Genomic DNA, 26,306 nt, shown 5'->3' on the forward strand with positions numbered 1-26,306 from the left:
TGCATATTCAATTTCGAACTACTCGATCCAGCTGAGAACGCGGTAGGACCAGCCTGATCAAAGTTGTGGCGAACGGCACCGCAGGGAACGGGGTCATGTTGCCCTAACCTGCCCCACCAGCCGCTTTACGTCCAGTTAGGGAACACCCCAGACTGACGTCAGGCGGCCAACCAAATATTGTCAGATTAGGGTCCAGCGGGCGTCTCCTGCACCCCACCGGTTGCCGGTCTTGGATCCCAATCTGACAGAAGGAGGCGGAAACGCAGCGCCGGCGCAGCTGGACATCGCTGCCATCAATCACGAATTGGCACTGCTCTTCCCGTCCGTTGCTGTCAACGGGCCGGATCCCGGCAGCCAGTGAGTGCTCCAAGAACTGATGCATCGGCTGCCTCCGGGCATCCGCCGCGAGTTCCGCTCCTACCTGGCCGGGGCAGGCCTTGACGGGCAGGCACTGGTGGAAAGGGAGTCGCCGAGGCGATGGCTCCTTACCGCTGGCTCGCCCGCCGCATCGGGCCCGAGGCCTAGCCCTCACCGCTGCGAGGATGGCGGCCGCCGGCCGAGGTCCATGAGGCAATGACCGAACTCGACCGGGTCCGGGACTGGATCGGCAAAGGCAACCGCGAGGACCAGACCGTGCCCGGGCTCCTGCTGCGTGAAGGCGCCCAGCAGCTCGGCCTGATCCGCAAGATCAAAGGCAGGCTCGTCCGCGGCGAAGAGGGTGGGTGATGACCCGCGCAGTTGTGGCTGTTCTTCGCCCGAGCCATTGGCCGGGCTTGGTTGGGCACCTCAGGCCGCACCTCAAGCTGTCCTCGCCGCCCGGAACCTGGACGAAAGCGCCCGTGCGCTGCCCCGGGGTCCTTAATGGCCGTGCGCGCCGCGGCCGTCAGCCGTCCGCACGGTTGAGCCCCGTTCAGGTTGATTTCTTGTTATCCAGGTCACATTGCGTCTATCGTTGTCGGGGGCCACAGCGTGGTGGCCCCGTTTTAGAGCGGAGAACTGTGTGAACGAGAAGCTGCGGGTGCTGGTCCGTGTGGACCTCGATGGCGCCAAGGCCCACGTCAAGGTCCAGGGTCACGTGACGGTTCAGAACGTCCATGGCCTCTACGGTGTGGTCCAGCGCGCCGGCTCGCTCGCCTCAGGGCTGTCGCTGGAACTCGATGTGACGCGTGCACAGACTGACTCCGACGCCATGGGAGAGCTTCGTGCGTGTGCAAAGTCGCATCATCTGCCGGTGCACGTGGACCCCCGCCAGCGTGACTATCAAATCAGCCTCCTGACGCACAACACCGCGGTGTCCGCGGCCCTGTCGCCAGTCCTGGCAGCCTGACCCGCCCCACTGGCTACGTGGGTTGGCCGTGCCCTTGGCTCACAGCCTGGGCCTGTGTGCCTGAATCTGCTGTCCTGCAGGGCGCGCGGAGCATGCGGTGCGAGAGAGCGCGTTGAACTAGAAGCATCGCTACCTTGCGCGACCGGGTAGCTTGCGGCATGTCTTATCCCGCGCACTCGATGCAGTACGGGTGGCCGTCCCGTTCGCGGGCGAGCTGGGACCGGTGCCGGACCAGGAAGCAGGAGTAGCAGGTGAACTCGTCTTTGGCCTGGGGAATGACCTGGACGATGAGTTCCTCGGCAACGAACTCCCCGCCGGGGGTCATGGCCTCATCCAGTGCGTCGGCTTCGTCCAGTTCGCGGACGACACTGCGGGCATCGGGTGCGCTGGCGGACTGCAGCGCTTCCAGGGACCGGTCCTGGGATTCCTTGACGTCGGAACGTACTTCGTCGTAATCAGTTGCCACTGAGGTGTGTCTCTTTCTGGTGTTCTTCTCTGACGGAACTGCAACATACACCATCGCCCGGGTATTCCCTTTGCCGGGGGGACCGGCCGGCCGGGTCCGGGCGCCCGGCGGAACGCCGGTTGGCTGAGAGGCGCCCCAGGCGTTGGGGCTTCGGCATCCGCGTCGGGTTCGGTCCGTTCCAGGGCCGCGACGATGCCCTCTGGGGATGTTTGTTGGTTGACGGGGAGTTTATCGCAGGCAGACGGCCAGGGAGGTGGGGCGTCCCAGGCTGTACCGTTTATTGCGGTCGTTCCTGGCCTTGCGGAGGCGGATGCCGATGGCTTCGCTGCGCCGGTCACGTTGCAGTCCATTGCCGATCAGGCCGGCGTAGAAGTTGGGTTTGACGGTGTTGCGGGGCAGCGGCGCACGACCGGGGTGCTCCGGCATTGAGCTTGCCGGTATTGGGCTTGATGGCGCAGTGGCCCGTTGACTGCACTCTGGGTGGCGCTGCCCTGACCGCATGGCGGGAGGGATGGCAGCGCGGCCTGTCAGGGGGATCGATCTGCGTGGGTGCACCGCCGCTTCCGGGCCGGGAGGGCCCGCCGGTGTTGGGCGGAGAGTCTTGACTTACTTTCCCTCCGGCGAGACCCTGCAGGGATCCGGCAAGTTCCATCGACGAAGGACACCGCCATGCCCGCGGCAAACCATGAAAACGTCGGCGAGGACCTCTCACGGGTCGCTGAACTCGCTGCGCAGCTCCGGGTGGATTCCATCCGGTCCAGCACGTCTGCCGGATCCGGTCATCCTACGTCGAGCATGTCGGCCGCGGATTTGCTGGCTGTCCTGATCAGCCGTCATCTGCGCTACGACTGGGACAACGCGGACCTGGACACCAATGATCACCTGATCTTCTCCAAAGGCCATGCCTCTCCCCTGCTGTATTCGGTCTTCAAGGCCGTCGGCGTCGTCTCCGATGATGAGCTCATGACCGGCTACCGCCGGTTCGGCCAGCGCCTGCAGGGACATCCGACGCCGGCACTGCCGTGGGTAGATTTCGCGACGGGATCGCTGGGGCAGGGACTTCCGGACGGCGTCGGGGTGGCCCTCGCAGGGAAATACCTGGATCGGCTCCCCTACCTGGTGTGGGTGCTGTGTGGCGACAGCGAAATGGCGGAAGGTTCCATCTGGGAGGCCCTGGACAAGGCCTCCCACTATGGCCTGACCAACCTGGTCACCGTCGTTGACGTAAACCGGCTGGGACAGCGGGGCGAGACCGAACTCGGCTGGGACATGGAGTCCTATGCCCGCCGGGTCCAGGCTTTCGGCGCCCAGGCCATCATCATCGACGGCCACGATCTCGACATGATTGACACGGCTTTTTCCACTGCGGCAAAAGCACCTGAAGGCAAGCCCGTTGTCATCCTCGCCAAGACCATCAAGGCCAAAGGCTTCCCACAGATCGAAGACAGGCCCGATTGGCACGGGAAACCCCTACCGCCCGATATGGCCGAGAAGGCTATTGCAGAACTCGGCGGTCAAAGGATGCTGACCTTGCGCGGCCCTCTTCCGGAAGAGAGGTCAAAAGCACGCATCGACGCCCCCGGCGCAACCTTCCCCAGCTATAAATTGGGCGAAAAGGTCGCCACGCGAAAAGCCTACGGCGACGCTTTGGCAGCACTCGGGGCGAACGATCCCACCGTTGTTGCCCTGGACGGTGAGGTCAGCAATTCGACCCATTCCGACGAATTCGCGAAAGCATTCCCCGACCGGTTCTTCGAGATGTACATCGCCGAGCAGCAGCTCATCGCCGCCGCCACGGGCCTGAGCGTCCGGGGATATAAAGCCTTCGCCTCGACCTTCGCGGCCTTCCTCACGCGCGCCTACGACTTCATCCGCATGGGGTCCATCACGGGCGCCGATCTTCGCCTGTGCGGCTCGCACTCCGGCGTCGAGATCGGCGCCGACGGCCCCTCACAGATGGCGCTGGAAGACCTGGCGATGATCCGGGCCGTGCATGGTTCGACCGTCCTCTACCCTGCCGACGCCACCAGCACGGCCGCCCTGGTGCAGCGCATGGCGGAAACTTCCGGCATCTGCTATCTCCGGACCACCCGCGGCGCCTACCCAGTCCTGTACAGCGCCTCCGAGCAGTTCCCGGTCGGCGGTTCCAAGCTCCTGCGGTCCTCCGGCAACGACGACGTCACCCTCGTCGGGGCAGGGGTCACCCTTCATGAAGCGCTCAAGGCGGCAGACATCCTCGACGCCGACGGAATCCGGGCCCGCGTCATCGACTGCTACTCCATCAAGCCCATAGACGCAGAATCACTGCTCACCGCCGCCGGCGAGACACAGGGCCGCGTCATCATCGCCGAAGACCACCGCCCCGAGGGAGGCCTGGGATTAGCGGTCAAGGACGCCCTGCTCACGGCACCGCCGAGCGACCTGTCCATCACACACCTCGCCGTGCACGGCATGCCCGGATCCGGAACCGGGCAGGAACTCCTCGCCTGGGCAGGCATCGACGCCGAACATATCGCCGAGGCCGCCCGGCGCCTGGTCGGGCCAAACCCGCACCGGTCTTGAAGGCGCGGCTCCCCAGGATTAACACCCCCGAAACCAGCCCGAACTCACAGGTGAACGCGCCGCCATGATCGTCGGATCATTCGTCTTCATTTCCGCGGACCCCTGCCTTGTCGGCTTCTTCGTCCACCAAGAATCCACGAGCTGGCCACAGCTGAACAAAGCCACGGTGCTCGGTATCACAACCCAGACACAGTTCTGCCGCATAGTCGGCAAGAAAGAAGCAGACCGCTTCGACGGACGCTTCTGGACCCAAGGGGAGTTCGGTGCCCCGCTGGTCTCTGGTTCGGTTGCATCCATGGAATGCCAGATCGAGAACGTCACCAGGGTAGGCGATCACGACTTCGTCCTGGCCCGTGTCCTCGGATTAAACAGAGAACACCAGAGATCCCCTCGTCTTCCAAAACCACGTATTCGCAGGCCTCCGCCCCTGCTAACGACGGTCGGCCACCCGGGCGGTTACATCCCGCCGGAATCGGCCACTGTTCCTTGCTCGAGCGCCGCAGTGATCGCCTCCGGGGATGGCAGCGCGGCTCGCTCCTCCGGCGGAAGGGAGTCATAGGTGTACGAGCTGACGGCGACAGGCTGGGATGAGCCGTCCAGTGCGTACCTGACCGTGGGTTCGTGTTTTGAACTGCAAACAAGGATCCCCACCGTTGGGGCCATGCCCGGGAACCTGACCAGTTTGTTCACGGCCGCGACATAAAAGTTGAGCTGTCCCAGGTGTTCCGGCCTGAATTTTCCTGCCTTAATCTCCACGACCACAAATCTGTTGGTGGGTACGTGTACCAGGAGGAGGTCGATGTAGAAGTTCTCGCCCTCTACATCGAGGTGATACTGGCGGCCATAGAAAGCAAACCCCCGGCCGAACTCTGCCAGCGTTTGGGACATGCGCTGTGTCATGGCCTGTTCGATGGCCAGTTCCTGAGCCTCTGACGTCAGACCGAGAAAATCAAGTACCAAGGGGTCTTTGGCGACATGCCTGGCCAGATCAGCCCCGTCGCCGGGCAGACGTGCCTCGAGGTTGTTTGGAGCGGCCCCGAGGCGTCGGTGGAGTCCTGTGGCGATTTGATGCTCAAGGACTTCAAGCTTCCAATTGTGTTCTACAGCCGATTCGGCGTACCAGTCGCGGAGCTCGGGGTCCTTGAGCTTGAGCAGCTCAACAATGTGTCTCCATGGAAGCACACCGACTCTGCCGCGGACTTCTGCCTGTGACAAGTCCCAGGCGGCGGCGAACGACCGCATGTAGAAGAGGTTCGATCGGGAAAAACCGCGCATGTTCGGGAAGGACGTCTTTAAATCTGCCGCGAGGCGCTGCAGCACTTTAGTCCCCCACGGTTCCTGCGCCTGTTGCTGCAGGATCGTTGCTCCAATGGCCCAATACATTTCGACCATCGCGCTGTTCGCCGCTTGCTGTGCACGTAGTTGGGCGGAAGCAACCAGTGTCTTCAGGGATGCGAGGGTTCCGGCATAGCTGCTGGGCAGGTCAGGCTCAATTGTGGGCACGCCCCCACCCTAACTGTTCCCCCCGACAGGAGCCGGATCGAGGCTGTAGCTAATTGTCCAGAGTTCTCTGGACAATTGACGCTGGGGCGGTTCCGACCCGTGTCGGTTCCTAATAGTCCAGAGAACTCTGGACTATTAGGAACGTTGCGGGGCTCGCCGGGCGGGCGGACGGCGCCCCCCGCAACTGACCGGCAGGGCCACCCGAGTGACCGTGTCTGACCTCAGGCGTCGGGGTCATGGCCAAGGACACGAAGCAGGTCACGGGTTGTCATACTCAGCTGTTCGAACCAGTGCTGATAGAACAATGCCGTCATCTGCTGTGGAGGGGTGTCATCGAGTTCGTGAAGCAGCTGCAGGGCCTCGCGGATGACGGCCTCATCTGACGCCAGCTCAGGATCAGGCCGGCGTTCCGGTTCCTCCGGGTGTTCCATGCCGGCGACTCCTTCCATCGTGTATGGCCACAGGTGTTGCCGCCCGCCCCCGGCACGAGTCGGGTTCGATCCTCTTGACCGGTACCGGTCTGGCACGTCTGCTGGCGCGGCAGCAGGGAGCCACTAGCGGCTGGGGCCGTTCCGGGTTTTCTGGGCCCCCATTGCTGCGCCCCTGATTGTTTTCCGCGCCTTCGCCGGATCTTTGCCGCTGACGAGTGCGGCGCTAGGGTGCGTGCCCTCGCTCCGGGCAGCGGCAAGGCGTCCCTTGACGCGTTCCTCGCTGGCGGTGCCGGAGAGGGTGACGGCGAACGCCTGGTGATGATCGGCGGAACCATATTCTGCGGCCGAGCCGGTTTCGGCCTTCCCGCCCTGGACCTTCAGCCGTTCGCTGTCGTCGCCGGTGACCCTGCCCTCCAGCTCGCGGCCGAGCTCGGCGATGCGCGCGAAGAGGTCCGCTTCGGTGCGTTCGTAGCGTTGTTCCAGCGGCTGCTCCCGGGAACCCGTGAATCCTCCCTCGGCAAGGAGTTTCGCGTCGTGCCATTCCTTGGCGGCATCCACGAACCTGGAGTCGTTGAAGTGGTCCTCGCCGGCCCCGGTGAAGTTCGCCGTGGTTTCTTCGCGCAGCTTCTCGATGGTGGGACCGTTGATGCCGTCTTTGCCGATCAGGTACAGGCGTTCCTTCACCGCGGTGTCGGCAGCTTCGATGGCCGCGGGCGTCGCAGCGTCGTGTGCGCTCTGCAGCGCCGCCGACAGTGCGGGGCTGTTCAGGTATTCGACGGGCACCTGGTGCCGCTCCATTTCCAGGGCCAGCTTGACGGCCTTTGCGCGGAGTTCTTCGGCCTGTGCCGCGGCGATGAGCGCCATGCCCTTCCGGTGCTCCGCCACTGCTGCACGGCGCGCCTGTTCAGCGCTGATGATTTCGATTCCCGATTCCAGGTACGCGGCATCCGTGCCCACGTCGCGGGTGTCGATGCCATAGCGGGTGAGGACTTCGGTGCGGATTTTCCCTGATGCTGCCAGGGCGGCCGGGTCATGGTCCTTCCACCCTTCTGCGACGGCGTGGGCCGTGGCGATGTCTCGAGGCTGTGCCTTGTCCCACCATTGGTCTTTCGCCACGGGTGCCAGCGCTCCGTGCGCGACGCTGCGTTCGGCGTCGAGGCGTGCCCGGGCCTCATGTGCTGTCTGAGTGTCCTGGTGTTCCTGCTGGCGCTGGCTCTCCTGCCGCCTCCGGGCCAGGGTTTCGGCAACGCGTGAGGCGATCATCAGCGACTGCCGAAGACCGCCGTCCAGGACGTCATCCATTCCGTCTGATTCACTCATGCTGTTCCCCTTGCAGTTGGTGGTGTTGGTCGTTATCGGTCGAGCCCCGACCCGGAGTCGCGCCGGCTGGGCTGGTAGGTCTTGGCCGGGGTCGCCCCCGGTGTTGGCGTTGTGGGCAGTACTGATCCGGGACGGATGGGGACCATGCCGCGCCGGGCGATATCGATCGCACACGGCGCCACTCCAGCCGTGGGGGCCGGCTGCTGCCCGGCACCGACCAAAACGGCCTTGGGCATGGTGCCGGTGAACGGAGCCAAGCGCTCTTCGACCACGGACCGGATGCGCTGGGCCTCACGGCTCCGCCCGGACTGGGCGTGCATTTCATACACGGCGAAGGCGGTGTTGATCAGCTGCACCATGAGTGCGGTTTGGGCGGCCGTCTTGTCCTTGCTCGACGCGGCCATGAACAACATGGCCGTACCGGCAATCGACGGCAGCGGCACAGGTTTGCTGTGCTGGCGTGGTGCGCGCAGCTGCGCGGTGCGAGACAGTTCAGCGGCGGTGGCCGCCAGCGGACCGGGGGTCGGTTCAAGCCGGTACGACCATGCCGCGAACGCCCCTGCGACATCCCGTGCAGCTTTCGCCCAGGTCGCGTGATCATCACGTGGAATGGTGCGCAGCTGGTCGGCCAGGGCGGCCGCGTTGCGGGTGTATTCCACCCACATTTCTGCCGGCGGTGTTGAGTTCTCGGGGCCGGTCCTGGAGACCGTGCGCTTGTTGCGGGCGGCCGCGTTCCATTCCGCTGCGGCTTCCGTTGCCAGCTGCGGGGTGTCTGGCCATTCTTCCCGGAGGGCACCGAGTTTCAGGTCGGAGGCTAGGGTCCCGCCGCCGAACCAGATAGGACGTTCGCCCCGGGTGGGGCGTTCGGCCACGGAGTAGCCGACCACGACGTCGGTGGTGTTCTTCGCGTAGCGCGGACGCACGAGCAGGCCGGTGTCGCGGGCCCGGCGGACGAACTCCGCTTCGGTCCCGGAGGCGCTGGCGCTGGCGCGCACTTTCCTTGCCAGGGATGAGCGGTGCATCTCGCGGTCGTCCCGGCTCGCGGTGGCCTTCTCGGCACGGTCATAGCCGCGGGTGGCGTGCACCGTGGAGAGTTCTTCCAGCCCGTACTTGACCTCCAGCTCGCGGCAGGTTTCCTGCGCCTTTTTGTAGTCACCGTGGGTGGAGGCTTTAGTGCCGTCCTCGCGGACCAGGGACACCGCGATGTGGATGTGGTGGTTACCGTTCTCGGACGTGCCGTGGTTGATCGCGGCCCACCGGCACTGGGCTTTGCCGCCCGCTTCGGTGAAGCCCATGGCGTCGACAAAGTCGTTGGCAATGTCGCCCCACTGCTGATCCGTCAGCGCGCCCTCTTCGGCGCGAAGGCTCAGCGAGCAATGCCAGACATCAGCCGCTTTGTGGCCGTTCTCCACACGCTGTTTCGATGCCGCATCCCAGCGGAAATCCTTCTGTACGATCTCGACGCCAAACGACTTCCGGGGCTGGTCCAGATGCTTCGCAATCGCCACGGCATCATCGCGGTCCAAGACGCCGTCGTCGTACCAAGCCATGATCGCCGCATCCCCGGCAACCAGGTGCGGATCGGTGTGGGAGTTCTTCGTCTTGTCAGCATCGGTCGATGCCAGATACAGCAGCAGCCCGGACATCCTCGAGCCGCGGGTGATGTTGGGAATCATCGGCTACATCAGCCCCTCAATGGTCCGGTCAATCCGCATCGCGACCTCGCGCACATAAGCCAGCGCAGCCTTCGCATCCTGCGGGAACTCATCCCCAGCGTTCGCGTGCCGGGCGATCTGGTTCACGTTGTTCGACACCCGCCCCAGGAGCGTATGCAGAGCCATCAGTTCCGCCATCGCCGCCTTCCGCTCCGTCGGCGTCTCAGCTGTCTCGGACAGGGCCGCGGTGATCAGCAGGTTCGGGACCGTAACCTTCTCCCGGGCAGCCCGGGCAACCAGCGCAGCCTCTTCCCCGGCGGTCACCCACACCTCCCGGCGCTTCTTCGTCCCCGCCGGCGAATTTTCACGACGGCGCTTGGACAGGCGCGGACGGGACTCGTTCTGCTCAGTCACGCACTCCCCCGTCTTCTTGAAAGCCCAGCGCAGCGACCCCAAAACCGGGGACCACACCAACGAGTGTGCCAAGCAAACCGCCGCAGGCCCGTGAGCGACACGCCATTTACACCCGTGTAAATGTATAGCTTGCTCCGGCGCTTTTCCGGATCGCTGTCTGCGCGGCGGTTCATCCCGTGGATCCGGGGATGTGGTGGTTAGGGTGGAGGCATGGCGAACCTCGACATTGAAAAGACACGTAACCAGGCCCGCGCGCTGCTCGACTCGCGCATCGAATCCGTCACGCAGCTGGTCAAGGCCCGGCAACGGGTCGCTGACCTCAAGGAACAACTCGCGGATGCTGAACGCGACGACAAGCGCTCATACGTCCGGGCCACCAAGGACGGGTGGAGCACCGAGGAGCTGAAGAAGCTCGGACTCGAACCAGGGGCCGTCACCCGCCGGCGAAAAACCTCCGCCTCAGCGACCGCAGGCCAGGCGTCCACTCCCCCGCACGGCGACATCCTGGACACCGCGCCCACACAGTCCTAAGGAGCGGCCGGGCCCTTCCCCATGGTCCAAGACCGGGCGCCCAGCCCACCCCAGGTCAGGGCCGGCTTTCTTCAGCCAAGGACCACAAAGAACACCCGCAAGCCGGTGCACCGCACCCACTGATTGGCCGTCACCTTTGGGTGGCGGCCAATCAGCGTTGTCTTGCCTCGACGTGTTCCCTGCTGCCCCGAAGGGGAGGCCGGGCGGATTCAGGTGGGCGGATCGAGGAGTTCGGGACCGTTGTTGCGGACGCTGTTCACCCGGTCCGTCACCACCCGCGGCGTCAGGACCGGTTCGGGCATGGCGTCCAACAGATCCTGCACATCATTCTTTCCGGTGGTGCCCGGGTTGAGCCAGGCCCCGTACATCTCCGGCGGAACGATGACCGGGGCCCGGTCGTGGACGTGGCCGAGGAAATCGTGAGCCGTGGTGGTCAGCACGGTGCAGCTGAGCAACCACCGATGCGGGTCATCCTCCGGCAGGGACGGGTCGGGCCAGAACTCGTAGAGTCCCGCAAAGGCCAGCAGGTCACTCTTCTCGGAATAAAAGTAGTGCGGGATCTTCTTCCCATCCTCGGTTTTCTCCCACTCGTAATATCCCTCGGCCGGGATCAGGGCCCGCCGCGTGATCGCTGCTTTGCGGAACGAGGGCTTGTCCAAGATGGATTCACTCCGCGCATTGATGAGCTTAGAACCGATCTTGATGTCCTTGGCCCAGGACGGAACGAGACCCCAGCGCGCAATCAGCAGCCGGCGCTCCACGGAGTCCTCATCCAGCTTCTCGGTGATGATCGGGACGTCCTGCGTCGGCGCTACATTCCAACTCGGCGGGGGCGGGCTGCCCTCAACTTCCTTGGCCTCGAAGTGACTCAGGAGATCACCGGTCGCCTTTGACATCACGTATCTGCCGCACATGCTTTCATTCTGCCCCAACACCGGGTCCAGGGAACCCCAGGCGGGTCAGTCCTCAGTGGCGGATTCCTCGGGGATCTGCCCGGCCGCAATCCGGTGCGCGGTCTTCTCGTACGCGGCCTCAATGTAGGCCAGCAGGTCATCTTCCCGGACCCGCCAGACGCCCCGGCCGCCGAACTGCGCGGCCCGCAGCTCCCCGCTGCGCACCAGCGCATACACCAAAGGCGCGTTGACGTTCAGGACCTCCTTCACCTGATCCAGCGTCAGCATCCTGGGCAGCCGCACCCCAGCCGCCGACGGCGCGTCGGTGTCCTCGGTCCGCCTTGCCATCATCAGGTTCCCTCGTTCCGGTGCTGCAGTTCATCTTTGGTGCGTTGCCCGCGGCGCAGTCCACCGGCCGGGACAGGGGCCCATGCCCGGCCGGCGTTGTGGCGGCGCTGCAGCCGCTTCACTTCCCGCATCGTGGCCCGCACGATGAAGTCCGACACGCTCGCGTCGCCTTCCAGGTGGCCGGCTGCCAGGAACGCCGCACGGACCTGTCCGGCTTCGTCCTCTGTGAAATACGGCGTGAATGCCGCGATCTTTTTCATCCCGTTGATCTTCCCTCACGCAGTGCCGGCTCATAAATACTTGCTTCCGGCGTGGCTCCTAAGAGCCCGCCCAGCACGACGAGCCGGACGGCCAGAAGAGCAGCCGGAGCACACCTGCCAACGCCAGCACGACATCGGGCCAACTGAACCCCTTCTCCGAAAGCCGGGATGCGCGCCATCTAGAGGGCCAGCTCGGTCTCGGGGGCCGGGACGTCGATGTTGCCGGTGGGATTGGCTGCGAGACCGAACCAAGCATCCTCATCCCCATAGTCCCGGGGAGACAGGCTGAACCTGTCCGGCGGGTGCTCCTCGTCCTGCTCTGGGCCCGGACCGGTACGCGTGACCTCCGCGGTGGTGTGGCGCAGGGACGGGCCGATGTCCTCGACCTCGAGCTCGACGACGGTGCGCTGCTCCCCCGTCTTCGTCGTGTAGGACCGCTGCTTCAGGGCACCGGTGGCGATCACGCGCATGCCCTTGGCCAGGGACACCGCCGCGTGCTCGGCTGCGCTCCGCCATGCCGTCGCGGGCAAGAAGAGGGTGTCCCCGTCGACCCACCTGCCGGTGCTGGCGTCGAAGGTCCTGGGCGTGGAGGCGATGATGAAGTTCGCGACGGCCGTCCCGGATCCTGTGTACCGCAGCTCAGGGTCGGCGGTGAGGTTGCCGATAACGGTTACGCCGGTTCCGACGCTCATCTGAGGGCGCCTTGCCGCTCGGCGGCTTCGATCTCGATGACCCGGGCGATCTTGACCGGGTTCAGCCCGGACCAGTGGTCTTCGCTGTTCTCCTTGTCGTAGACCACGACGGGCACCTGGGAGTAGCCGAGCTCCTCGGTGATGTACTCGAAAGCGGCCTGGTTGGTGGTCACGTCGACCTCGGTGAAGGCGATGCCGGCGTCGGTAAACTTCTGCTTGGTCTTCGTGCAGCCGAAGCAACCGGCGGGCTTGGTGTAGATGATGAGGGTCATTCAGCACCTGGTTTCGTATCTCAATTGGCTTCGTTCGTCTGGCTGACCTGCTACGTCCATTCTAGCAATCATTCAACTGAATGAATAGTCGAACTTTGCTGAGTTCTAGGCATTTTTCCTCCATCTTGCTTACCGCGAAGGCGGTGGAAACATCATCTCCGGGCGTTTAGCCGGCCCTGTCCCAGTCACCGGAATGGAGCTGCGGTGGACCATCTGCTTCCGGACGCGGCAGGCAGCTGCCCCCGCCAGCTTCCGCTTCAGGTGCAGTTCCTCACTGGCACCGGCACGCCCGGTTAGAGTGTTGCCATGACGCTGGGGGACGCGGCCACCGAGCCGCTGGTACACATCAAAGACTTCCGGATGGACTTCGGAGACACTACGGTCATCAAAGACTTGTCCTTCGATGTCCGGGCCGGGGAAACCTTCGGGTTCCTCGGCAGCAACGGGTCCGGGAAGACCACCACACTCCGGGCGCTGCTGGGGATCTACCAGCCGACCGCCGGGACGCTGCACATCGGCGGCAAGCCCTTCGCCCCGCAGGACGGGGCCCGGCTCGGGTACCTGCCCGAGGAACGCGGGCTATACAAGAAAGAGTCCGTCCTGGACGTGATGGTCTACTTCGGCCGGCTCAAAGGCCTGGATAAAACCCGCGCCAAAACCTGGTCCCGGGACTACCTGGAACGGGTCGACCTCGCCGATAAGGCCACCACCCGGCTGGATAAGCTCTCCGGCGGGCAGCAGCAGAAAATCCAGCTCGGCGTGACCATCATGAACGACCCCGAACTGCTGATCCTGGACGAACCGACCAAGGGCTTCGACCCGGTCAACCGGCGCCTGCTCATGGACATCATCGAAGACCAGAAACTCGCCGGCGCAACCGTCATCATGGTCACCCACCAGATGGAAGAAGTCGAACGCCTCTGTGACCGGGTGATCCTGCTCAAGGACGGCACCTCCCGCGCCTACGGCACCGTCTCCGAGGTCCAGGAACAATTCGGCGGTACCGTCTACCGGCTCACGTACACCGGGACCCTGCCCGCCTCGGCCCTGTATGACATCGTCCGTGCCGAGGGCGGCCAGGCCGAGCTCTCCCCCCGCCCGGGCGGGGACGAAACGGCCGTCCTGCGCGAGCTCATCGGCCACGGCGTCGCCGTGAAGTCCTTCACCACCGCCAGAACGTCCCTGGACGAGGTCTTCATCAAGGTCTACGGCGAAACCCACGACATGGCGGAGGCATAAACCCCATGACACAGAAAACCTCCACGCAGCTCCCCTCCCCCGCCCCGGCACCGGCCACCCCGCCGCCCACGCCGAAGCGCCCCTTCGCCGGTCACAACCTCGGCACCGTCGTCGGGTTCGAATTCACCCGCACCGTGAAAAAACGCCGCTTCTGGATCGCGACCCTGGCCATCCCGGTGGTGATGGCGATCGTGTTCGCGCTCATCTACCTGAGCAACTCCTCCACCGCGGCCAGCGCCGACGCCCAGAAGACCGCGGCCCTGACCTTCACCTACACCGACGCCTCCGGACTCATCACCCCGGCGATCGCCACCGCCATGGGCGGCCGGCTCGCCGGCGATCCGGACAAGGCGCTGCAGGACGTCAAAGACGGCGCAACCGACGCCTACTTCGCCTACCCCGCCGACATCGCCACCAAGCCGGTCAAGGTCTACGGGCAGGACCAGGGGATCTTTGACAACGGCAAGTACGACGCCGTCGCCAAACAGCTCCTCACCGCCTCAGCCCAGGCCACGATCGGCTCCCCGCAACTGATGGCCGCGGCCAGCGGCGGCGTCAAGACCGAATCCCAGACCTTCAAGGACGGCCAGCCCGCCGGCGGCCTCGGATCCGCCGTCCCGCCGCTGATGTTCCTGCTGATCTTCTACGTCTCGATCATTCTGCTCTCCAACCAGATGCTCAACAGCACCCTGGAAGAGAAAGAAAACCGGGTCACCGAAATGATCCTCACGACCCTGAACCCGACCACGCTGATCATCGGCAAGGTCATCGCCCTGTTTATGGTGGGCCTGGTCCAGATCTTGGTCTTCCTCACCCCCATCGCCGTCGGATACGCCTTCTTCCGCGACAAACTCGCCATGCCCGACCTGGACCTGTCGACCCTGACCTTCGAACCCGGCACCATGATCGTCGGGGCACTGCTGCTGCTGGGCGGCTTCACCGTCTTCACCGGTGTCCTGGTCGCGATCGGCGCTGTCATGCCCACCGCCAAAGACGCCGGCACGATCTTCGGGCCCCTGATGGCGCTGATCTTCGTCCCCTTCTACGCCATGACCCTCATCATCTCGGACCCGAACGCACCCATCGTGCAGATCTTCACCTACTTCCCGCTCTCCGCCCCCGTAACAGCCATGCTCCGCAACGGCTTCGGAACACTCTCCCCCGTCGAAGCAACCATCGTCATCGCCGAACTCTTCATCATCGGCTTCCTCATCCTCAGACTCGCCGTGCACCTCTTCCGCTACGGATCCATCCAATATTCAGGCAAACTCTCCATCGCCGGCACATTCCGTAAACGCACCGTAACCGCGGGTAAATGACCCCGCCCCGCCGAAACACGGCTGTCGCGCTGGGCGCGGGAGGCACCTGCGGCTAACTGTGGCCGGCACACATGGCCCACCCGTCAAAAACCCTGCAGCTCACGTTTTGACTGGCTTTGTTTCCGGAAACGAGTTCTGACCACCGCTGTTGGGGCATTCGGGTCGTTTTCGGAGGCTTGCCATGGGCAGGTCAGAAACGGTCGTTTTTGAATGGGTGGGACGGGAGTGTCCGACGGCGTGCCCTAACCAGAGGGCAAACTTAAGTGGACAAGCAGAAACGCTTCTGCAATCATAGAACTCAGATGCTCAAAGTGATGTGGAGCACGCGTCATTGCAGAAACGTTTCTGCACCTCGCGTATTCGGGGATGCGCTCGATTTTCCGGCCGAGATTTGCCCGGGCCGACGGCTCGGAGCTCACTAACATTTTGGAGGTGGCCCCATTGACTAATGAGGCCTCGATAGTAGATACGGAGCCGCAAGGCTCCCCCAGCCCGGAGTCCTTGGTCGAAGATCATAACGTCGCTCCGATTCCGTTCAGGGACCGGACATCCGGGAGTGCGGACCAGTTCTGGATCTGGGCCGGCGCCAATCTGGCCCCGATCAACTGGGTTCTTGGAACGGTTGGACTTGGTCTGGGATTGAGCTTGGGCGAAACACTCCTGGTCATCCTTGTGGGCAACACTCTTGGATCAGCCTTGTTCGGGCTGTTCTGCCTGATGGGCCACAGGACCGGGGTAAACGCCATGATGCTGGCGCGTCTCGTGCTTGGGCGACGGGGCGCCAAAGTGGTGGCGGCCGTCATGGTTCTAATGCCGATGGGCTGGGTGGGCGTCAATACGTGGATCGTCCTGGATCTCGCGATGACCGCTCTGGCGCAAGTAGGAGTCCAGCCCAGCGATGCAGTGAGATACTCGATCGCCGCGGTCATCATGACCATCCAGGTCGTGCTGGCTGCGTGGGGCTTCAACGCCATCAAGAAGTTCGAGCGTTGGACGATGCCGGTGATCCTTGTCGTCATGCTGGTCATGACGGTGGTGGCGTCGCTAAATGTCCATCCGAACTTCGCTCCGGGGACTCTGACCGGAAGCGACAAGATTGCGGCCATGAGCCAGGTGATGACCGCAATCGGCATCGGGTGGGGCATCACCTGGTTCGTGTACGCTGCGGATTTCACCCGTTTCACCCGCCCCACTCTGCCGGCCCGCAAGGTGTTCCTGTCTGCAACGTTCGGCATGTTTGTGCCGGTCGTGTGGCTGGGTTTCCTGGGCGCTTATATTGCCTCGGCCGGCGGCGGAACGGATCCCGCCGAACTGGTGCTGGCCGCATTTGGTGCCCTGGCTCTGCCGATCCTCGTTCTGATCCTCCATGGACCGATTGCCACGAACATTGTCGTGATGTATTCCTCGGTCCTGGCCGTGCTGTCCCTGGACATCAAGGCCCGCCAATGGAAGATTGCCCTCGGCGGCGGCATCGTCGGATCGCTTGTGCTGTGGCTGTTCCTTCAATCAGAGAACTTCGCGAACTCCGCCTCCCAATGGATGAGCGTCCTCGTCGTCTGGATTTCGCCCTGGGCCGCCATCACTCTGGTCGATTTCTTCATCCTGCGGCGCCAACGGATCAAGGTACCTGAGCTGTACAGCCCGCTCTCCCCCAGGTGGAGCAATGACGTCAACTGGCCGGGAATGATCTCGCTGGCAGCAGGGCTCTTCGCAGGCTGGCTCTTCCTCCAGACCGGCATCCCCGGAGTGGAGGGGCCCATTGCGGTCGCCCTCGGCGGCACAGACCTGTCCTGGCTTTCCAGCACCGTCGTCGCAGGTGCCCTCTACTACCTGCTCGGACGCAAGCACATCAAGCCTGCCCCCATCGAGACCTTCACGGCCTGACACCCTGAACCCCAAACCCACCCCCCATCTGAGAAGGAAAAATCATGTACAACTGGTCCACCATCAACATCGACCGGCTCCGCCAGGACCGCCGCACGGCAGTCGCCGAGCTCATGCAACGCAACCAACTCTCCCACCTGCTCCTGACCGGGTTCGACCACATCCGCTACGCGACGGACTACCGCACCCAGATCATCGCCGAAGCATTCGACTGGTTCGCGGCCGTCATCGACAGGGACGGAAACGCCGAAATATTCACCCCCTGGGTGGCCGAGACCCAAGCGAACCCCGTGCCCGATCTTCCGTGGATTACCGCCATCCACGCGATGCCCTCTTGGGCGCCGGTCGTCGGCCATCCCGAAACGTGGACACGGGGACTGGCCTCGGCACTTAAGGGAGCCACCAAGGTCGGTATCGAACTCATCGATCCCGCCATCCTCGGCCGACTCCAGGCCGGTCTCCCGAAGACAGCATTCGTCTCGGTCGGCCAAGAACTGTACGACATCAGAATCCGAAAGACCCCGGATGAAATCATCCTGCTCGAAGACGCCAGCATCGTGAACTCCATCGGAGCCGAAGCCGGCATCGCCGCAGCCGTCCCGGGCGCAACGGACCACGACATCTTGGCTGCCGTCATGGGCAAGCTCCAGGAGTCAGGTCCGGAGTTCCTGAGCCACTCCCTGTGCAACCACCGCCGCGGCAACGGGGGATGGTTCGCGGAAGGAAGCGTACTGCGCGACGGCGACCCCTATTTCTTCGACATTGGCGTCTACGGCCAGCACGGCTACGCATCCGACATCGCCCGGACCGGCTTCGTCGGCGGTGAAGCCCGGCCCGAGATCCGTGCCGTCTACGAAAAGCTCCTGAACGCCCACCGCATCGCCGAAGAAACGGCCAAACCAGGCGTCCTCGTGTCCAAAGTGGACGAAGCGGTGAACAGCTACCTGGCCAGCGAAGGACTGCCCACAACGCCCTACGCCATCGGACACGGCGTCGGGCTGCGGGCCTGCGAACTGCCCACGATTTACCGCCACGGCCTCTTTGACCGCGACCAGGTCATTGTGGAGAACAGCGTCATCTCGCTCGAACCCGAAACCGGGATCGAAGTCGACGGCGAATTCATGCTCCTGAAACTCGAGGACAACTACCTGGTCCAGTCCGACGGCGTCCGCCGCCTGTCACCGGCCGGCTACGGGCTGGAGCTGGTCTAATGTCGCGCGGTGTACATTCTCCCGCGGGCACAGCCCGCACCGATCCGATCTCCCTCCGCGTCGTCCTGGCTCAGCAGGAGCCGGTTCCTCGCCGGATCGATGAGAATGTACACCGCGTTCTCAGCATTCTCGAAGAACACCCAGACGCTGAACTGGTCATCTTCCCAGAACTGTTCCTGACCGGTTACACCACCATTGACCTTTGGGAACTGCAGTTAGCGCCCGAAAGCCAGCCTGTAACGGTGCTGAGAAACGCATGCAGTCAACACCGTACGGCCCTGATCGTTGGATTCATCGAACAGGCCGGACCGCGCCCGTACAACTCGATGCTGATGATCGACGACACTGGCGCGATAGCCGGCATCTACCGGAAGACCCACCTCTTCGACGGGGAGGCGGAAGCGTTCACTCCGGGCGGGAATCTGCGGTGCGTAAAGCTCGGAGAACTGACTGTCGCCCCACTGATCTGTTTCGATATAGAACTCGCCGAACCGGCACGCAAACTGGCTGTGGACGGCGCCGACGTGATTGTGTCCATCGCGGCCAATATGGACCCCTACTACGGAGACCACGAACTCGCCGGCAGGGCGCGCGCCCTGGACAACAGACTCCCCCACATCTACGTAAACCGCCCCGGGTCCGAGGGACCCTTTGACTTCGTTGGCGGATCCCGAATCATCGGCCCCGACGGGACCGTCCTCGGCCAGGCAGGACCAGGGGACGAAACCTTCACTGGCTCTGTAGCTATCGGTGCAGACCCCGCCGACGCCGTGGACTATTTGAAGCACCTCCGGCCAGAACTCTATTAGTCGTTTGACAGCGCACAACAACATCGCACTTGGTGACCGTCCCTGACAACGTGAACCCCTCAGGGACGGCCCCCGGCCCCCACGGAGGTAATTGATATGACATCGCCCGACAACGGACACGTGACCTACATCCGGGCCTTCACACCACAAACAATTGAACAGAAGTTAAACGAGGCTGTGGCCGCGGCACAGGACCACGCAAGGCGAAAAGGCCAACACGGGGTGAAAGTGGTCCGCCACGAACCCACTGCCTTCACGGTTGCCGTGAGCCCGGACGTCGCATATGGACGAACCATAGAGCACGACGAGTTCCGCGCGGAGCGGCTGCCCCGATGAAAATTAGCTGGACCGCGCACCGGCGCCGGTACTGGCCCTGACGACGAGATGGGCCGGCACTGTCACGCTTCTAATGTCCTGCTGACCCTCAATCTGAGCAATCAGCATTTCCGCCGCTGCGCGCCCAATCTCGAACGGGTTCAATTCGACGGCGGTCAGAGGCACCGACGCGCCCGCTGCCGCTGAGCTATCACCCAGGCTCACGATCATGGGGGCCCGCGCCGTTGTTGCCGCCATCGAGGCGCCAAGTGCCAACCGGTCCAGTGTTGCGAAAATTGCGTCAGGAGCTTGTGCCCTGCTCAGCAGTTTGACCGCAGCCTGGCGTCCCGTGTCCTCTGAAAGGCTGCCCGAAACGACCTCGATCAGTGGCTCCACCGAATGCGCGCTGCACCAGGTCCCGTACGCCTCAACACAGTCGGCCGCATATGACGCACTGACAGGGCTGGAAATCAGCGCCGGGTGCCTGGCTCCCTGCTGCCACAAATGATCCAAGACCTCCGGCACAATGACGGAAAAATCGTTGTCGACGCAGCTCGTAGATTCGGAGTCGAGCCTTCCGACGGTGACCAACGGCCGACCGTCCACGAGAGCACGCTGAACCAGCGCATTTTCCTTGACCGGATCCACCACTATTGCCCCGTCGTAGGGCAGCCTCGAGGACCCCTCCCATTCGCCGATCGGCGCCATAGCCAAGGCGTACCCCTTAGCTGAGGCAACCTCCGAGGCGGCGCTCATGACACGGACGAAGAATTCAACATTCCACATTGACGTAACCGCCGTCCCCGGCGCAGCGATGGACATCATAATGATGCCAGTCCGGCCCGAGGCCAAGCTCTTCGCGGCAGAACTCGCCTGGTACCCCAAGTCCCTGGCTGTCTGGAGAACTCTTTTCCGGGTCTCCTCCGGCAACCGGCCTTTGCCGCTCAGCGAATCAGAGACCGTCGTGACTGATACGCCGGCCGCCTTGGCCACATGCCTGATCGTAACTCTGGTGGACATCAGGGTTCCCTTCTCCAATGCCTGGGTAGCAAAGACCGATACTTTTCTGCCGTTCCGTCTGTGAATGCCGATTTGAGGTACTGCCGCATCCAAGCCACCAGAGGCTCGGCGCTGCCTGCCCCAAGCGCCTGATGCAGAGAGGCCATGGCATCATCAACGAACTTCTCGATCAAGGAAAGTGAATACCCAATAGTGGCCGGAGTCCGCAACAGTGCGTACGCCGCATTGAACTGACGGGCAGCGAGAGCATCTTCCAAATGGCGTCCCTCCCCTGCCATGGTCTTCAATGCGACGACACCATACACACCATTGAGCAGGTCAGTTTCGACCGGCTTACCAAGCGCCACGGGATCACCCAGAATATCGAGCAGGTCATCAAGCAGCTGGAATGCCATCCCGAAATTCCAGCCGAACGACCGGGCGTGCTCCACGGTCGACAAGGGCGCTCCCGCGACAATTGCTCCCATCTGGCAGCTGGCACCGAAAAGTGCCGCTGTCTTCAGGGAGATATACCCGAGGAACTCGTCTTCGGCTGAGCGCAGTGACAGCTGCGATTCGGCAAGCTGCCCAAGCGTCAGTTGCTCAAATGCCGACTGCCAGACGGCCGCCGAAAGATGACCGGCCTGCTGCGCCAAATTCATCCCCCGAGCCAGCAGCAAGTCCCCGGCCAGAATGCTATTGCCGGCACCCACCGCAACGTGCACGGCCGGCACGTCCCTGCGGAACTCCGCGCCATCGATCAGATCGTCGTGCACCAGGGAAGCGACGTGTAGCAATTCGACAGCCGCCGCTGCAGCGACCAACTGCTCACATGTTCCCAAACCTAGAGCAGCGCCAACATCGAGGACGAGGCCAGACCGAAGCATCTTTCCCGCTCCAGCAGCAGAAACCAGGGCATCGTCAAGGAGAGCTTGACCAGTGTTTGCCGCATACCGCCGCACCAAGTCTCGGACCTCGATGTTCAGACTATCCACTTCCAAAATCTGCAACGGGGCTCCATAAGTCGGGCGAAGAAACGTTTCTCTAATTATGGCATCTACCCGTCAAGAGATGATTCCCCCAGTCTGCGAGCCGCCAAACCAGTTTGGGAGCGTCGAAAACCGTCATTCTTGACCGTTGCGAATAGGGCAGTTTTGCGGGCGGGTCTCACGGGAATCCACACGCTCGCAATCCCGTGCTCCTGGAAGACTGAAGCGTGTAGCCCTGCTGCCGTCGCTTGAGGACCGGCTTACGGGCGCCTGCAGTGGTGCGGCGCATCCTCTGTGGGATGTCCACATCATGGAACATTTTTGCTCGAATTATGGACACATCATTTAGCCTGCACTGTATGGACGACAGCCGGATAACCCAAGTAGATCTTCCACCCTTTATTGATGCCGCGTGGCTCGAGGCGCACCGAAGCAAAGTTGTCACCGCTGATGTTCGCTGGTACCTCGACGGTGCGTCGGGCCGTGCAGCGTACGACGGCGGGCATCTTCCAGATGCGGTGTTCGTGGACCTGGACGCATGGCTGTCGGGCAGTTCGGGACCACACGGGCTGAACCCGCTTCCCGGCTCTGAAGTGTTCGCACATGGAATGTCTTCCCTGGGAATCGGCGACGACACGACCGTCATCGCCTACGACGACGCGGGAGGAGTCATCGCCGCGCGGCTCGTGTGGATGCTGCGTGCGCTCGGGCATCGGGCGGCGTTGCTCGACGGCGGGATTGCCGCATGGACGGGACCGCTGGAGACAACGCCCGTGAAGCCGACGTCCGCGACCTTCACGCCGTCTCCGTGGCCCGAGGCCCGTCTCGCCCAGCTTGCGGACATCACGGCAGGGGCTGCCGGGATCATTGTCGACGCCCGCAATGCCGACCGCTTCGACGGAAGCTTCCAGCTGCCCACCGATCCCCAAGCCGGACACATCCCCGGCGCAGTGAACGTCCCGTGCCGTGGGAACCTCGCCTCTGATGGACGCCTGCGCCCGATCGCAGAGGTCCGACGAGCGTTTGCGAAGGTTGGGATCGAAGACGCGACTGCCGTCATCTCCTACTGTGGCTCAGGCGTCACGGCCTGCCACAACCTTCTCGCTCTCGAGCATGCAGGACTCGGCCGCGGCCGTCTCTACGCAGGCGGGTGGTCAGAGTACGGAGCCGAGCCTCGCCGCCGAGCCGAGCTGGGCTGACAACCGACCTACGATGCCTGCTCGGGCCGAGACTACGACCTCCACCCGAAGAGAAGACCCTTGCAGTCTGGCCGGTAAAGGATCCCCTTCCGGGCTGCACCATGCGCCATAGCCCTGTGAAAACGCCGCCACTTACCGCCCAAAGTCACACCATAAGGGCGCCGATCCCGAGCAAAACAGGTCAAAACTCATCAACGTCAGATTTTCGACCATGTGATATTCGATAAGAGTCCTTTTTGACACTGGAACCAATGAGTTCAGGAGGCTATCCACACAGGGAGTCCGGGCCCCAGCACCGTGCACCGTGGATCCAGGTACACGGTGGGACGCGCAGCGAGACCCGGATTGTCTGAACAGTGATTTCACCCCGGCGCGGCCAAATGCCACATTCCTAAAACCCGGTATGTTTCATAGAAAGTTCAAGTGCGGCGCAAATCGTCGAACTTGAACCACGAGCCGGAATGGCAGATCAAGCAGATCGTCATGAAATATATAGGGGGTGGGCCATGACTGAGCCCGAGATTGACACTGTGAAAGTGGAACCAAACGTGCCAGCTGATTATCAAATCAGGATCAAGGATTGCAACAGTATTGGCGAGGCGAATATCTCCCTTCGCCGGTCATCTCTAAACATCAAGTACGGGCCCAACGGCCTCGGCAAGAGCACGATCGCTCGAGCGCTCACTCTACGTACCGAGGGGGGAAACCTAGATGAACTGACCCCCTTCAAGTACAGGGCAAAAGCCGACGGCCCACGACCGGTCGTAGAAGGCGCTGAAGAGATTAACAGCGTGCTGACTTTCAACGATGCTTACGTATCGCAGTTTGTGTTCCAGCCTGACGAGGTACTCAAAAACAGCTTCGAGATTTTCATCAACACAGACGACTACAAGCAGGGACTCGAAAAGATCGAGTCCATGTTCCAGTCTCTGAAGGAGACGTTTGCGCAGCAGACAGAGTTCAACGAAGCTCTGATCAGCTTCACTGAGCTGCGTGATGCTTTCAACGTTACAAAGACAGGTGTCGTCGCAAAGACCAGCCGAGGATTCAAAGCCCTGGGAGTTGGCGGCAAGCTCAAGAACATTCCTGCGCCGCTACAGGGCTACACAGGTTTTCTGCAAAGCAGTGATCCAGCGGGTTGGATCACCTGGCAATCGAAGGGGAAGGCGTTCCTCGACCTCTCCGAAAACTGCCCGTTCTGCTCGGTCCAGAGTGTGGACAAGGCCACTGCAACCCAGGTATCTGCGGAATACGAGTCCGCCGCGGTCAAGAACATGAGTGCGCTGCGGAACGCCATAGATAAGCTAGGCCGCTACTTTGAGCCCGGCTACCTAAAGCAGCTGGAAGCCTTGACGACATCCCTCACTGAAATCACACCGGAGGAGGGCCTCTTCCTTGCCACTTTGCGAGGGCAGGTGGAGACGCTCCTCCTAAAGCTTTCCGCGCTGCAAGGACTGTCGTTTCATGCCCTGCGAGACGAAAAAGATGTGGGGGCCGTCCTAAAAGACCTCAAGGTCGATCTGTCCCTACTGCATGCACTCAATTCGGACGCAACTACGTTGGTCGTAGACCTGATAAACGCGAAGCTTGACGAAGTTGCGATCCAGATCATCGATGTTCGACGCAGCATTTCAGAACAGAAGAGGAGGGTTGCCAACCTAATTCAGGTCAATCAAGCATCGATAAATGAGTTCCTCAGTTCCGCGGGCTATCAGTACTCTGTCCGGATTGAGGCCACTGGGGATTCATATCGCATGCTCCTGGAACACAAGGACGCTCCCGGACATCTCGAGTCTGCGTCGAGTCATTTGAGCTATGGCGAGAAGAACGCCTTTGCGCTCGTGTTGTTCATGCATCATGTAAATCGGGAGCAACCGGACCTGGTTGTGCTGGACGATCCGATCTCCAGCTTCGATAAGACGAAGAAGTTCGCAATCCTCCACCAGCTGTTCCACGGTAAGAACAGTCTCCGCGATGTAACATCGCTTCTTCTTACTCACGATATCGAACCGGCCGTAGACATCGTGCTGACCGGAACGTCGGGTCAGTTCACGGCGGCAGATCCTGCTGTGCACTTCCTTAGCGGCCGGGCAGGTCTGGTGAGCGAGAAGCCCATCGAGGCCAACGACATCAATACGTTCTCGCAGGTATGCGACTCCAATATTTCGTCAGCCAGCGATGATGCCATCAAGTGCATCTACCTGCGACGCCGGTTCGAGGTGCACGGTTCCCGCGGCGGTGAGTACGACCTCCTGTCGAGCCTGCTTCATCTGCGGGAGGTCCCGACACAAAAGACGGGAACCCAGCAGACGCCACTCACAGAAACAGGCATCCTCGAAGCTACCGAGGCCGTCAAAGAGCACATCCCCAGCTTTGACTACGCGCGGATCCTTTCGGAGCTCAAGGATGCCGTTGCCCTGAAGGCCAAGTTTGACGCTACGGACGTGGGCTATGAAAAGGTGCAACTCTTTAGAATCATGTCCGAGCTAAACCCCATCGCACTGAAGGGGGACAAAGTCTTTACGAAGTTCGTCAACGAGACCTATCACATCGAAAACGAGTATGTGATGCAGCTCAATCCAAGAGACTTCGACGCTGTTCCGGAGTACGTCATCGCTGCGTGCACCGCGCTGGTGAACGGCGCGTTTGCGGAGGACGGGGATTCGGAGGACGAGGACGAGGCTGCGGCCTAACTGACGCGCCGCGGTTCACGATCCCGACCACGCCACACTCCTGATGTAATGCGGAAGGGCCGGCACATATGTGCCGGCCCTTCCTGTTTCCCTCTGCAAAGGAAATCTGTGGTTCAGCTTAGCTGAATGGGTTGTGGTGCTGCCGCGGCCTGGTACCTCGTTGTTCCTAGTCGCGCGGGTGGTGGAGTGCCGGCCGCGTTGTCGCGGTTAATGGCGGTCCGGCGCTGGTGAGTGGCTGCTGTGGTTCGCCCTGGGCGGCGGACCGCCCCACTTCTGGAAGGTTCCTGGCCCTTGCTGGGGTGAGTGGCTGCTGTGGTTCGCCCTGGGCGGCGGACCGCCCCACTTCTGGAAGGTTCCTGGCCCTTGCTGGGGTGAGTGGGCCGGGCGGCTGCCTCTGGGGTACAGCCGCCCGGCGCACTGTCCGGTTACTCGGTGTCGGTGGTGTGCTTGTCGAGGATGATTTTCTCGACGGCGCTGGCGGTGTAGCCCCAGGCGGTGAGCTGGTTCAGGTAGTGGAAGTGCCGCTTCTCGGCGGACCGCCATGAGTCCTTCTGGATGGTCTTTTCATACCCGGCGCAGATCAGGGCGATGAGGGAGAACTCGGGCCGGGCTGTGGTCTTAGCGGTGTGGTCCCGGAGCGGGTTCCAGCCCCACCGGTCGGTGTCCTCGCCGGTCTTGGCACCGATCATCTCGGTGGCGACCTTGCCGTCGTAGCCGCTGGCGGCTTCGGGGTCGTGGGTGATGGCGTGGACGGTGAAGTACTGCCAGCCCTTCGGCGCGGTCTTCCGCGACAGCAGGGTCTTCACGAACTCGCGCCTGACCTTCGTGGCTTCTCTGCACTTTTCAAGTGCACCGCGCTGGCAGACGGCCGCCGCTCCTGCCCGTCATCATGAAGATGAAACAGGCCGAGAGGACCACGAGCGGAGCAGACGCGGAGAGGGCCCGGACGCGGCGCGGATCGTCACTGGCTTTGCA

At 62.8% G+C, this 26,306-nt stretch carries 26 protein-coding genes and 1 pseudogene; 12 read left to right on the top strand and 15 right to left on the bottom strand.

Annotation, left to right across the window (positions count from 1 at the left end; translation table 11 throughout):
• Positions 1-573 precede the first annotated feature (573 nt).
• Together AC1DKQ_RS21385 and AC1DKQ_RS21390 are read left to right on the top strand one after the other, a co-directional pair.
• A complete protein-coding gene (locus tag AC1DKQ_RS21385) occupies positions 574-726 on the top strand; it encodes a hypothetical protein (RefSeq protein WP_476920139.1) in 153 nt (50 codons plus the stop codon).
• A 274-nt stretch (positions 727-1,000) separates the two neighbouring features.
• A complete protein-coding gene (locus tag AC1DKQ_RS21390; protein WP_476920140.1) occupies positions 1,001-1,327 on the top strand; it encodes a hypothetical protein in 327 nt (108 codons plus the stop codon).
• A 163-nt stretch (positions 1,328-1,490) separates the two neighbouring features.
• Here the strand turns inward: AC1DKQ_RS21390 and AC1DKQ_RS21395 are convergent, their stop codons facing one another.
• A complete protein-coding gene (locus tag AC1DKQ_RS21395) occupies positions 1,491-1,793 on the bottom strand; it encodes a DUF4193 domain-containing protein (RefSeq protein WP_243178671.1) in 303 nt (100 codons plus the stop codon).
• Between the two features lie 228 nt (positions 1,794-2,021).
• Entirely contained in the window at positions 2,022-2,219 is a 198-nt protein-coding gene (locus AC1DKQ_RS21400; protein ID WP_476920141.1) for a hypothetical protein, read from the bottom strand.
• A 243-nt stretch (positions 2,220-2,462) separates the two neighbouring features.
• On the opposite strand from AC1DKQ_RS21400, the gene AC1DKQ_RS21405 reads away from it, so the two are divergent.
• Positions 2,463-4,355, top strand: coding sequence for a transketolase (locus AC1DKQ_RS21405; protein WP_476920142.1), 1,893 nt, complete (start codon positions 2,463-2,465; stop codon positions 4,353-4,355).
• A 64-nt stretch (positions 4,356-4,419) separates the two neighbouring features.
• On the top strand, positions 4,420-4,914 hold the full coding sequence (locus tag AC1DKQ_RS21410) for a flavin reductase family protein (RefSeq protein WP_476920143.1): 495 nt from the start codon (positions 4,420-4,422) through the stop codon (positions 4,912-4,914).
• On the opposite strand, the gene AC1DKQ_RS21415 is transcribed toward AC1DKQ_RS21410, so the two are convergent.
• The 5 genes from AC1DKQ_RS21415 to AC1DKQ_RS21435 all read right to left on the bottom strand — a co-directional run bounded on the left by AC1DKQ_RS21415 (position 4,812) and on the right by AC1DKQ_RS21435 (position 9,678).
• Positions 4,812-5,858 carry a PDDEXK nuclease domain-containing protein gene (locus tag AC1DKQ_RS21415; RefSeq protein WP_476920144.1) on the bottom strand — a complete coding sequence of 349 codons (1,047 nt, stop codon included), beginning with the start codon at positions 5,856-5,858 and terminating at the stop codon, positions 4,812-4,814. The two genes, AC1DKQ_RS21410 and AC1DKQ_RS21415, sit on opposite strands and share 103 nt — an antisense overlap.
• A 221-nt stretch (positions 5,859-6,079) precedes the next feature.
• On the bottom strand, positions 6,080-6,289 hold the full coding sequence (locus AC1DKQ_RS21420) for a hypothetical protein (protein ID WP_476851022.1): 210 nt from the start codon (positions 6,287-6,289) through the stop codon (positions 6,080-6,082).
• A gap of 123 nt (positions 6,290-6,412) precedes the next feature.
• Positions 6,413-7,609 (bottom strand): hypothetical protein, encoded by a 1,197-nt coding sequence (locus tag AC1DKQ_RS21425; RefSeq protein WP_476920145.1) that lies wholly within the window; start codon positions 7,607-7,609, stop codon positions 6,413-6,415.
• 32 nt (positions 7,610-7,641) lie between these two features.
• Positions 7,642-9,285: a relaxase/mobilization nuclease domain-containing protein gene (locus tag AC1DKQ_RS21430; protein ID WP_476920146.1), complete on the bottom strand. Its 1,644-nt coding sequence runs from the start codon at positions 9,283-9,285 to the stop codon at positions 7,642-7,644.
• 3 nt (positions 9,286-9,288) lie between these two features.
• A complete protein-coding gene (locus tag AC1DKQ_RS21435; protein WP_476920147.1) occupies positions 9,289-9,678 on the bottom strand; it encodes a MobC family plasmid mobilization relaxosome protein in 390 nt (129 codons plus the stop codon).
• A 210-nt stretch (positions 9,679-9,888) separates the two neighbouring features.
• Here AC1DKQ_RS21435 and AC1DKQ_RS21440 point away from each other — a divergent pair, with 210 nt between their 5' ends.
• On the top strand, positions 9,889-10,209 hold the full coding sequence (locus AC1DKQ_RS21440; RefSeq protein ID WP_476920148.1) for a hypothetical protein: 321 nt from the start codon (positions 9,889-9,891) through the stop codon (positions 10,207-10,209).
• A gap of 209 nt (positions 10,210-10,418) precedes the next feature.
• Here AC1DKQ_RS21440 and AC1DKQ_RS21445 read toward each other — a convergent pair whose 3' ends face one another.
• The 5 genes from AC1DKQ_RS21445 to AC1DKQ_RS21465 form a co-directional block, all read right to left on the bottom strand.
• On the bottom strand, positions 10,419-11,123 hold the full coding sequence (locus AC1DKQ_RS21445; RefSeq protein ID WP_476920149.1) for an SOS response-associated peptidase: 705 nt from the start codon (positions 11,121-11,123) through the stop codon (positions 10,419-10,421).
• A gap of 45 nt (positions 11,124-11,168) precedes the next feature.
• Positions 11,169-11,453, bottom strand: a complete 285-nt coding sequence (locus tag AC1DKQ_RS21450; RefSeq protein ID WP_476920150.1) for a helix-turn-helix domain-containing protein — start codon at positions 11,451-11,453, stop codon at positions 11,169-11,171.
• A complete protein-coding gene (locus tag AC1DKQ_RS21455) occupies positions 11,453-11,710 on the bottom strand; it encodes a ParB family protein (protein WP_028278114.1) in 258 nt (85 codons plus the stop codon). Before AC1DKQ_RS21455 ends, AC1DKQ_RS21450 begins: the two co-directional genes overlap by 1 nt.
• A 179-nt stretch (positions 11,711-11,889) precedes the next feature.
• Positions 11,890-12,402, bottom strand: coding sequence for a single-stranded DNA-binding protein (gene ssb / locus AC1DKQ_RS21460; protein WP_476920151.1), 513 nt, complete (start codon positions 12,400-12,402; stop codon positions 11,890-11,892).
• Complete coding sequence (locus AC1DKQ_RS21465; RefSeq protein ID WP_476920152.1) at positions 12,399-12,674, bottom strand: glutaredoxin family protein; 276 nt, start codon at positions 12,672-12,674, stop codon at positions 12,399-12,401. Before AC1DKQ_RS21465 ends, ssb begins: the two co-directional genes overlap by 4 nt.
• A 306-nt stretch (positions 12,675-12,980) precedes the next feature.
• Between AC1DKQ_RS21465 and AC1DKQ_RS21470 the strand changes: the two genes are divergently transcribed.
• The 5 genes from AC1DKQ_RS21470 (at position 12,981) to AC1DKQ_RS21490 (ending at position 19,136) form a co-directional block, all read left to right on the top strand.
• Positions 12,981-13,913 carry an ABC transporter ATP-binding protein gene (locus AC1DKQ_RS21470; RefSeq protein ID WP_476920153.1) on the top strand — a complete coding sequence of 311 codons (933 nt, stop codon included), beginning with the start codon at positions 12,981-12,983 and terminating at the stop codon, positions 13,911-13,913.
• A 5-nt stretch (positions 13,914-13,918) separates the two neighbouring features.
• Positions 13,919-15,232, top strand: coding sequence for an ABC transporter permease (locus tag AC1DKQ_RS21475; RefSeq protein ID WP_476920154.1), 1,314 nt, complete (start codon positions 13,919-13,921; stop codon positions 15,230-15,232).
• A gap of 366 nt (positions 15,233-15,598) precedes the next feature.
• Positions 15,599-17,116: a cytosine permease gene (locus AC1DKQ_RS21480; protein WP_476920155.1), complete on the top strand. Its 1,518-nt coding sequence runs from the start codon at positions 15,599-15,601 to the stop codon at positions 17,114-17,116.
• A 44-nt stretch (positions 17,117-17,160) separates the two neighbouring features.
• Positions 17,161-18,327: a M24 family metallopeptidase gene (locus AC1DKQ_RS21485; protein WP_476920156.1), complete on the top strand. Its 1,167-nt coding sequence runs from the start codon at positions 17,161-17,163 to the stop codon at positions 18,325-18,327.
• Positions 18,327-19,136, top strand: a complete 810-nt coding sequence (locus AC1DKQ_RS21490; RefSeq protein ID WP_476920157.1) for a carbon-nitrogen hydrolase family protein — start codon at positions 18,327-18,329, stop codon at positions 19,134-19,136. The genes AC1DKQ_RS21485 and AC1DKQ_RS21490 overlap by 1 nt, the downstream gene beginning before the upstream one ends.
• Before the next feature lie 339 nt (positions 19,137-19,475).
• On the opposite strand, the gene AC1DKQ_RS21495 is transcribed toward AC1DKQ_RS21490, so the two are convergent.
• Both AC1DKQ_RS21495 and AC1DKQ_RS21500 read right to left on the bottom strand, forming a co-directional pair.
• Complete coding sequence (locus AC1DKQ_RS21495; protein ID WP_476920158.1) at positions 19,476-20,471, bottom strand: LacI family DNA-binding transcriptional regulator; 996 nt, start codon at positions 20,469-20,471, stop codon at positions 19,476-19,478.
• Entirely contained in the window at positions 20,471-21,460 is a 990-nt protein-coding gene (locus AC1DKQ_RS21500) for a polyprenyl synthetase family protein (RefSeq protein ID WP_476920159.1), read from the bottom strand. Before AC1DKQ_RS21500 ends, AC1DKQ_RS21495 begins: the two co-directional genes overlap by 1 nt.
• A gap of 338 nt (positions 21,461-21,798) precedes the next feature.
• Between AC1DKQ_RS21500 and AC1DKQ_RS21505 the strand changes: the two genes are divergently transcribed.
• Both AC1DKQ_RS21505 and AC1DKQ_RS21510 read left to right on the top strand, forming a co-directional pair.
• Positions 21,799-22,638 carry a sulfurtransferase gene (locus tag AC1DKQ_RS21505; protein ID WP_476920160.1) on the top strand — a complete coding sequence of 280 codons (840 nt, stop codon included), beginning with the start codon at positions 21,799-21,801 and terminating at the stop codon, positions 22,636-22,638.
• Positions 22,639-23,144: 506 nt separating this feature from the next.
• On the top strand, positions 23,145-25,331 hold the full coding sequence (locus AC1DKQ_RS21510) for an AAA family ATPase (RefSeq protein WP_476920161.1): 2,187 nt from the start codon (positions 23,145-23,147) through the stop codon (positions 25,329-25,331).
• Between the two features lie 425 nt (positions 25,332-25,756).
• Here AC1DKQ_RS21510 and AC1DKQ_RS21515 read toward each other — a convergent pair.
• Positions 25,757-26,161 (bottom strand): annotated as a pseudogene (locus AC1DKQ_RS21515) (ParB/RepB/Spo0J family partition protein); the annotation flags it as partial.
• Between the last annotated feature and the right edge of the window lie 145 nt (positions 26,162-26,306).

The sequence above is a fragment of the Arthrobacter sp. 05L421 genome, assembly GCF_056397785.1.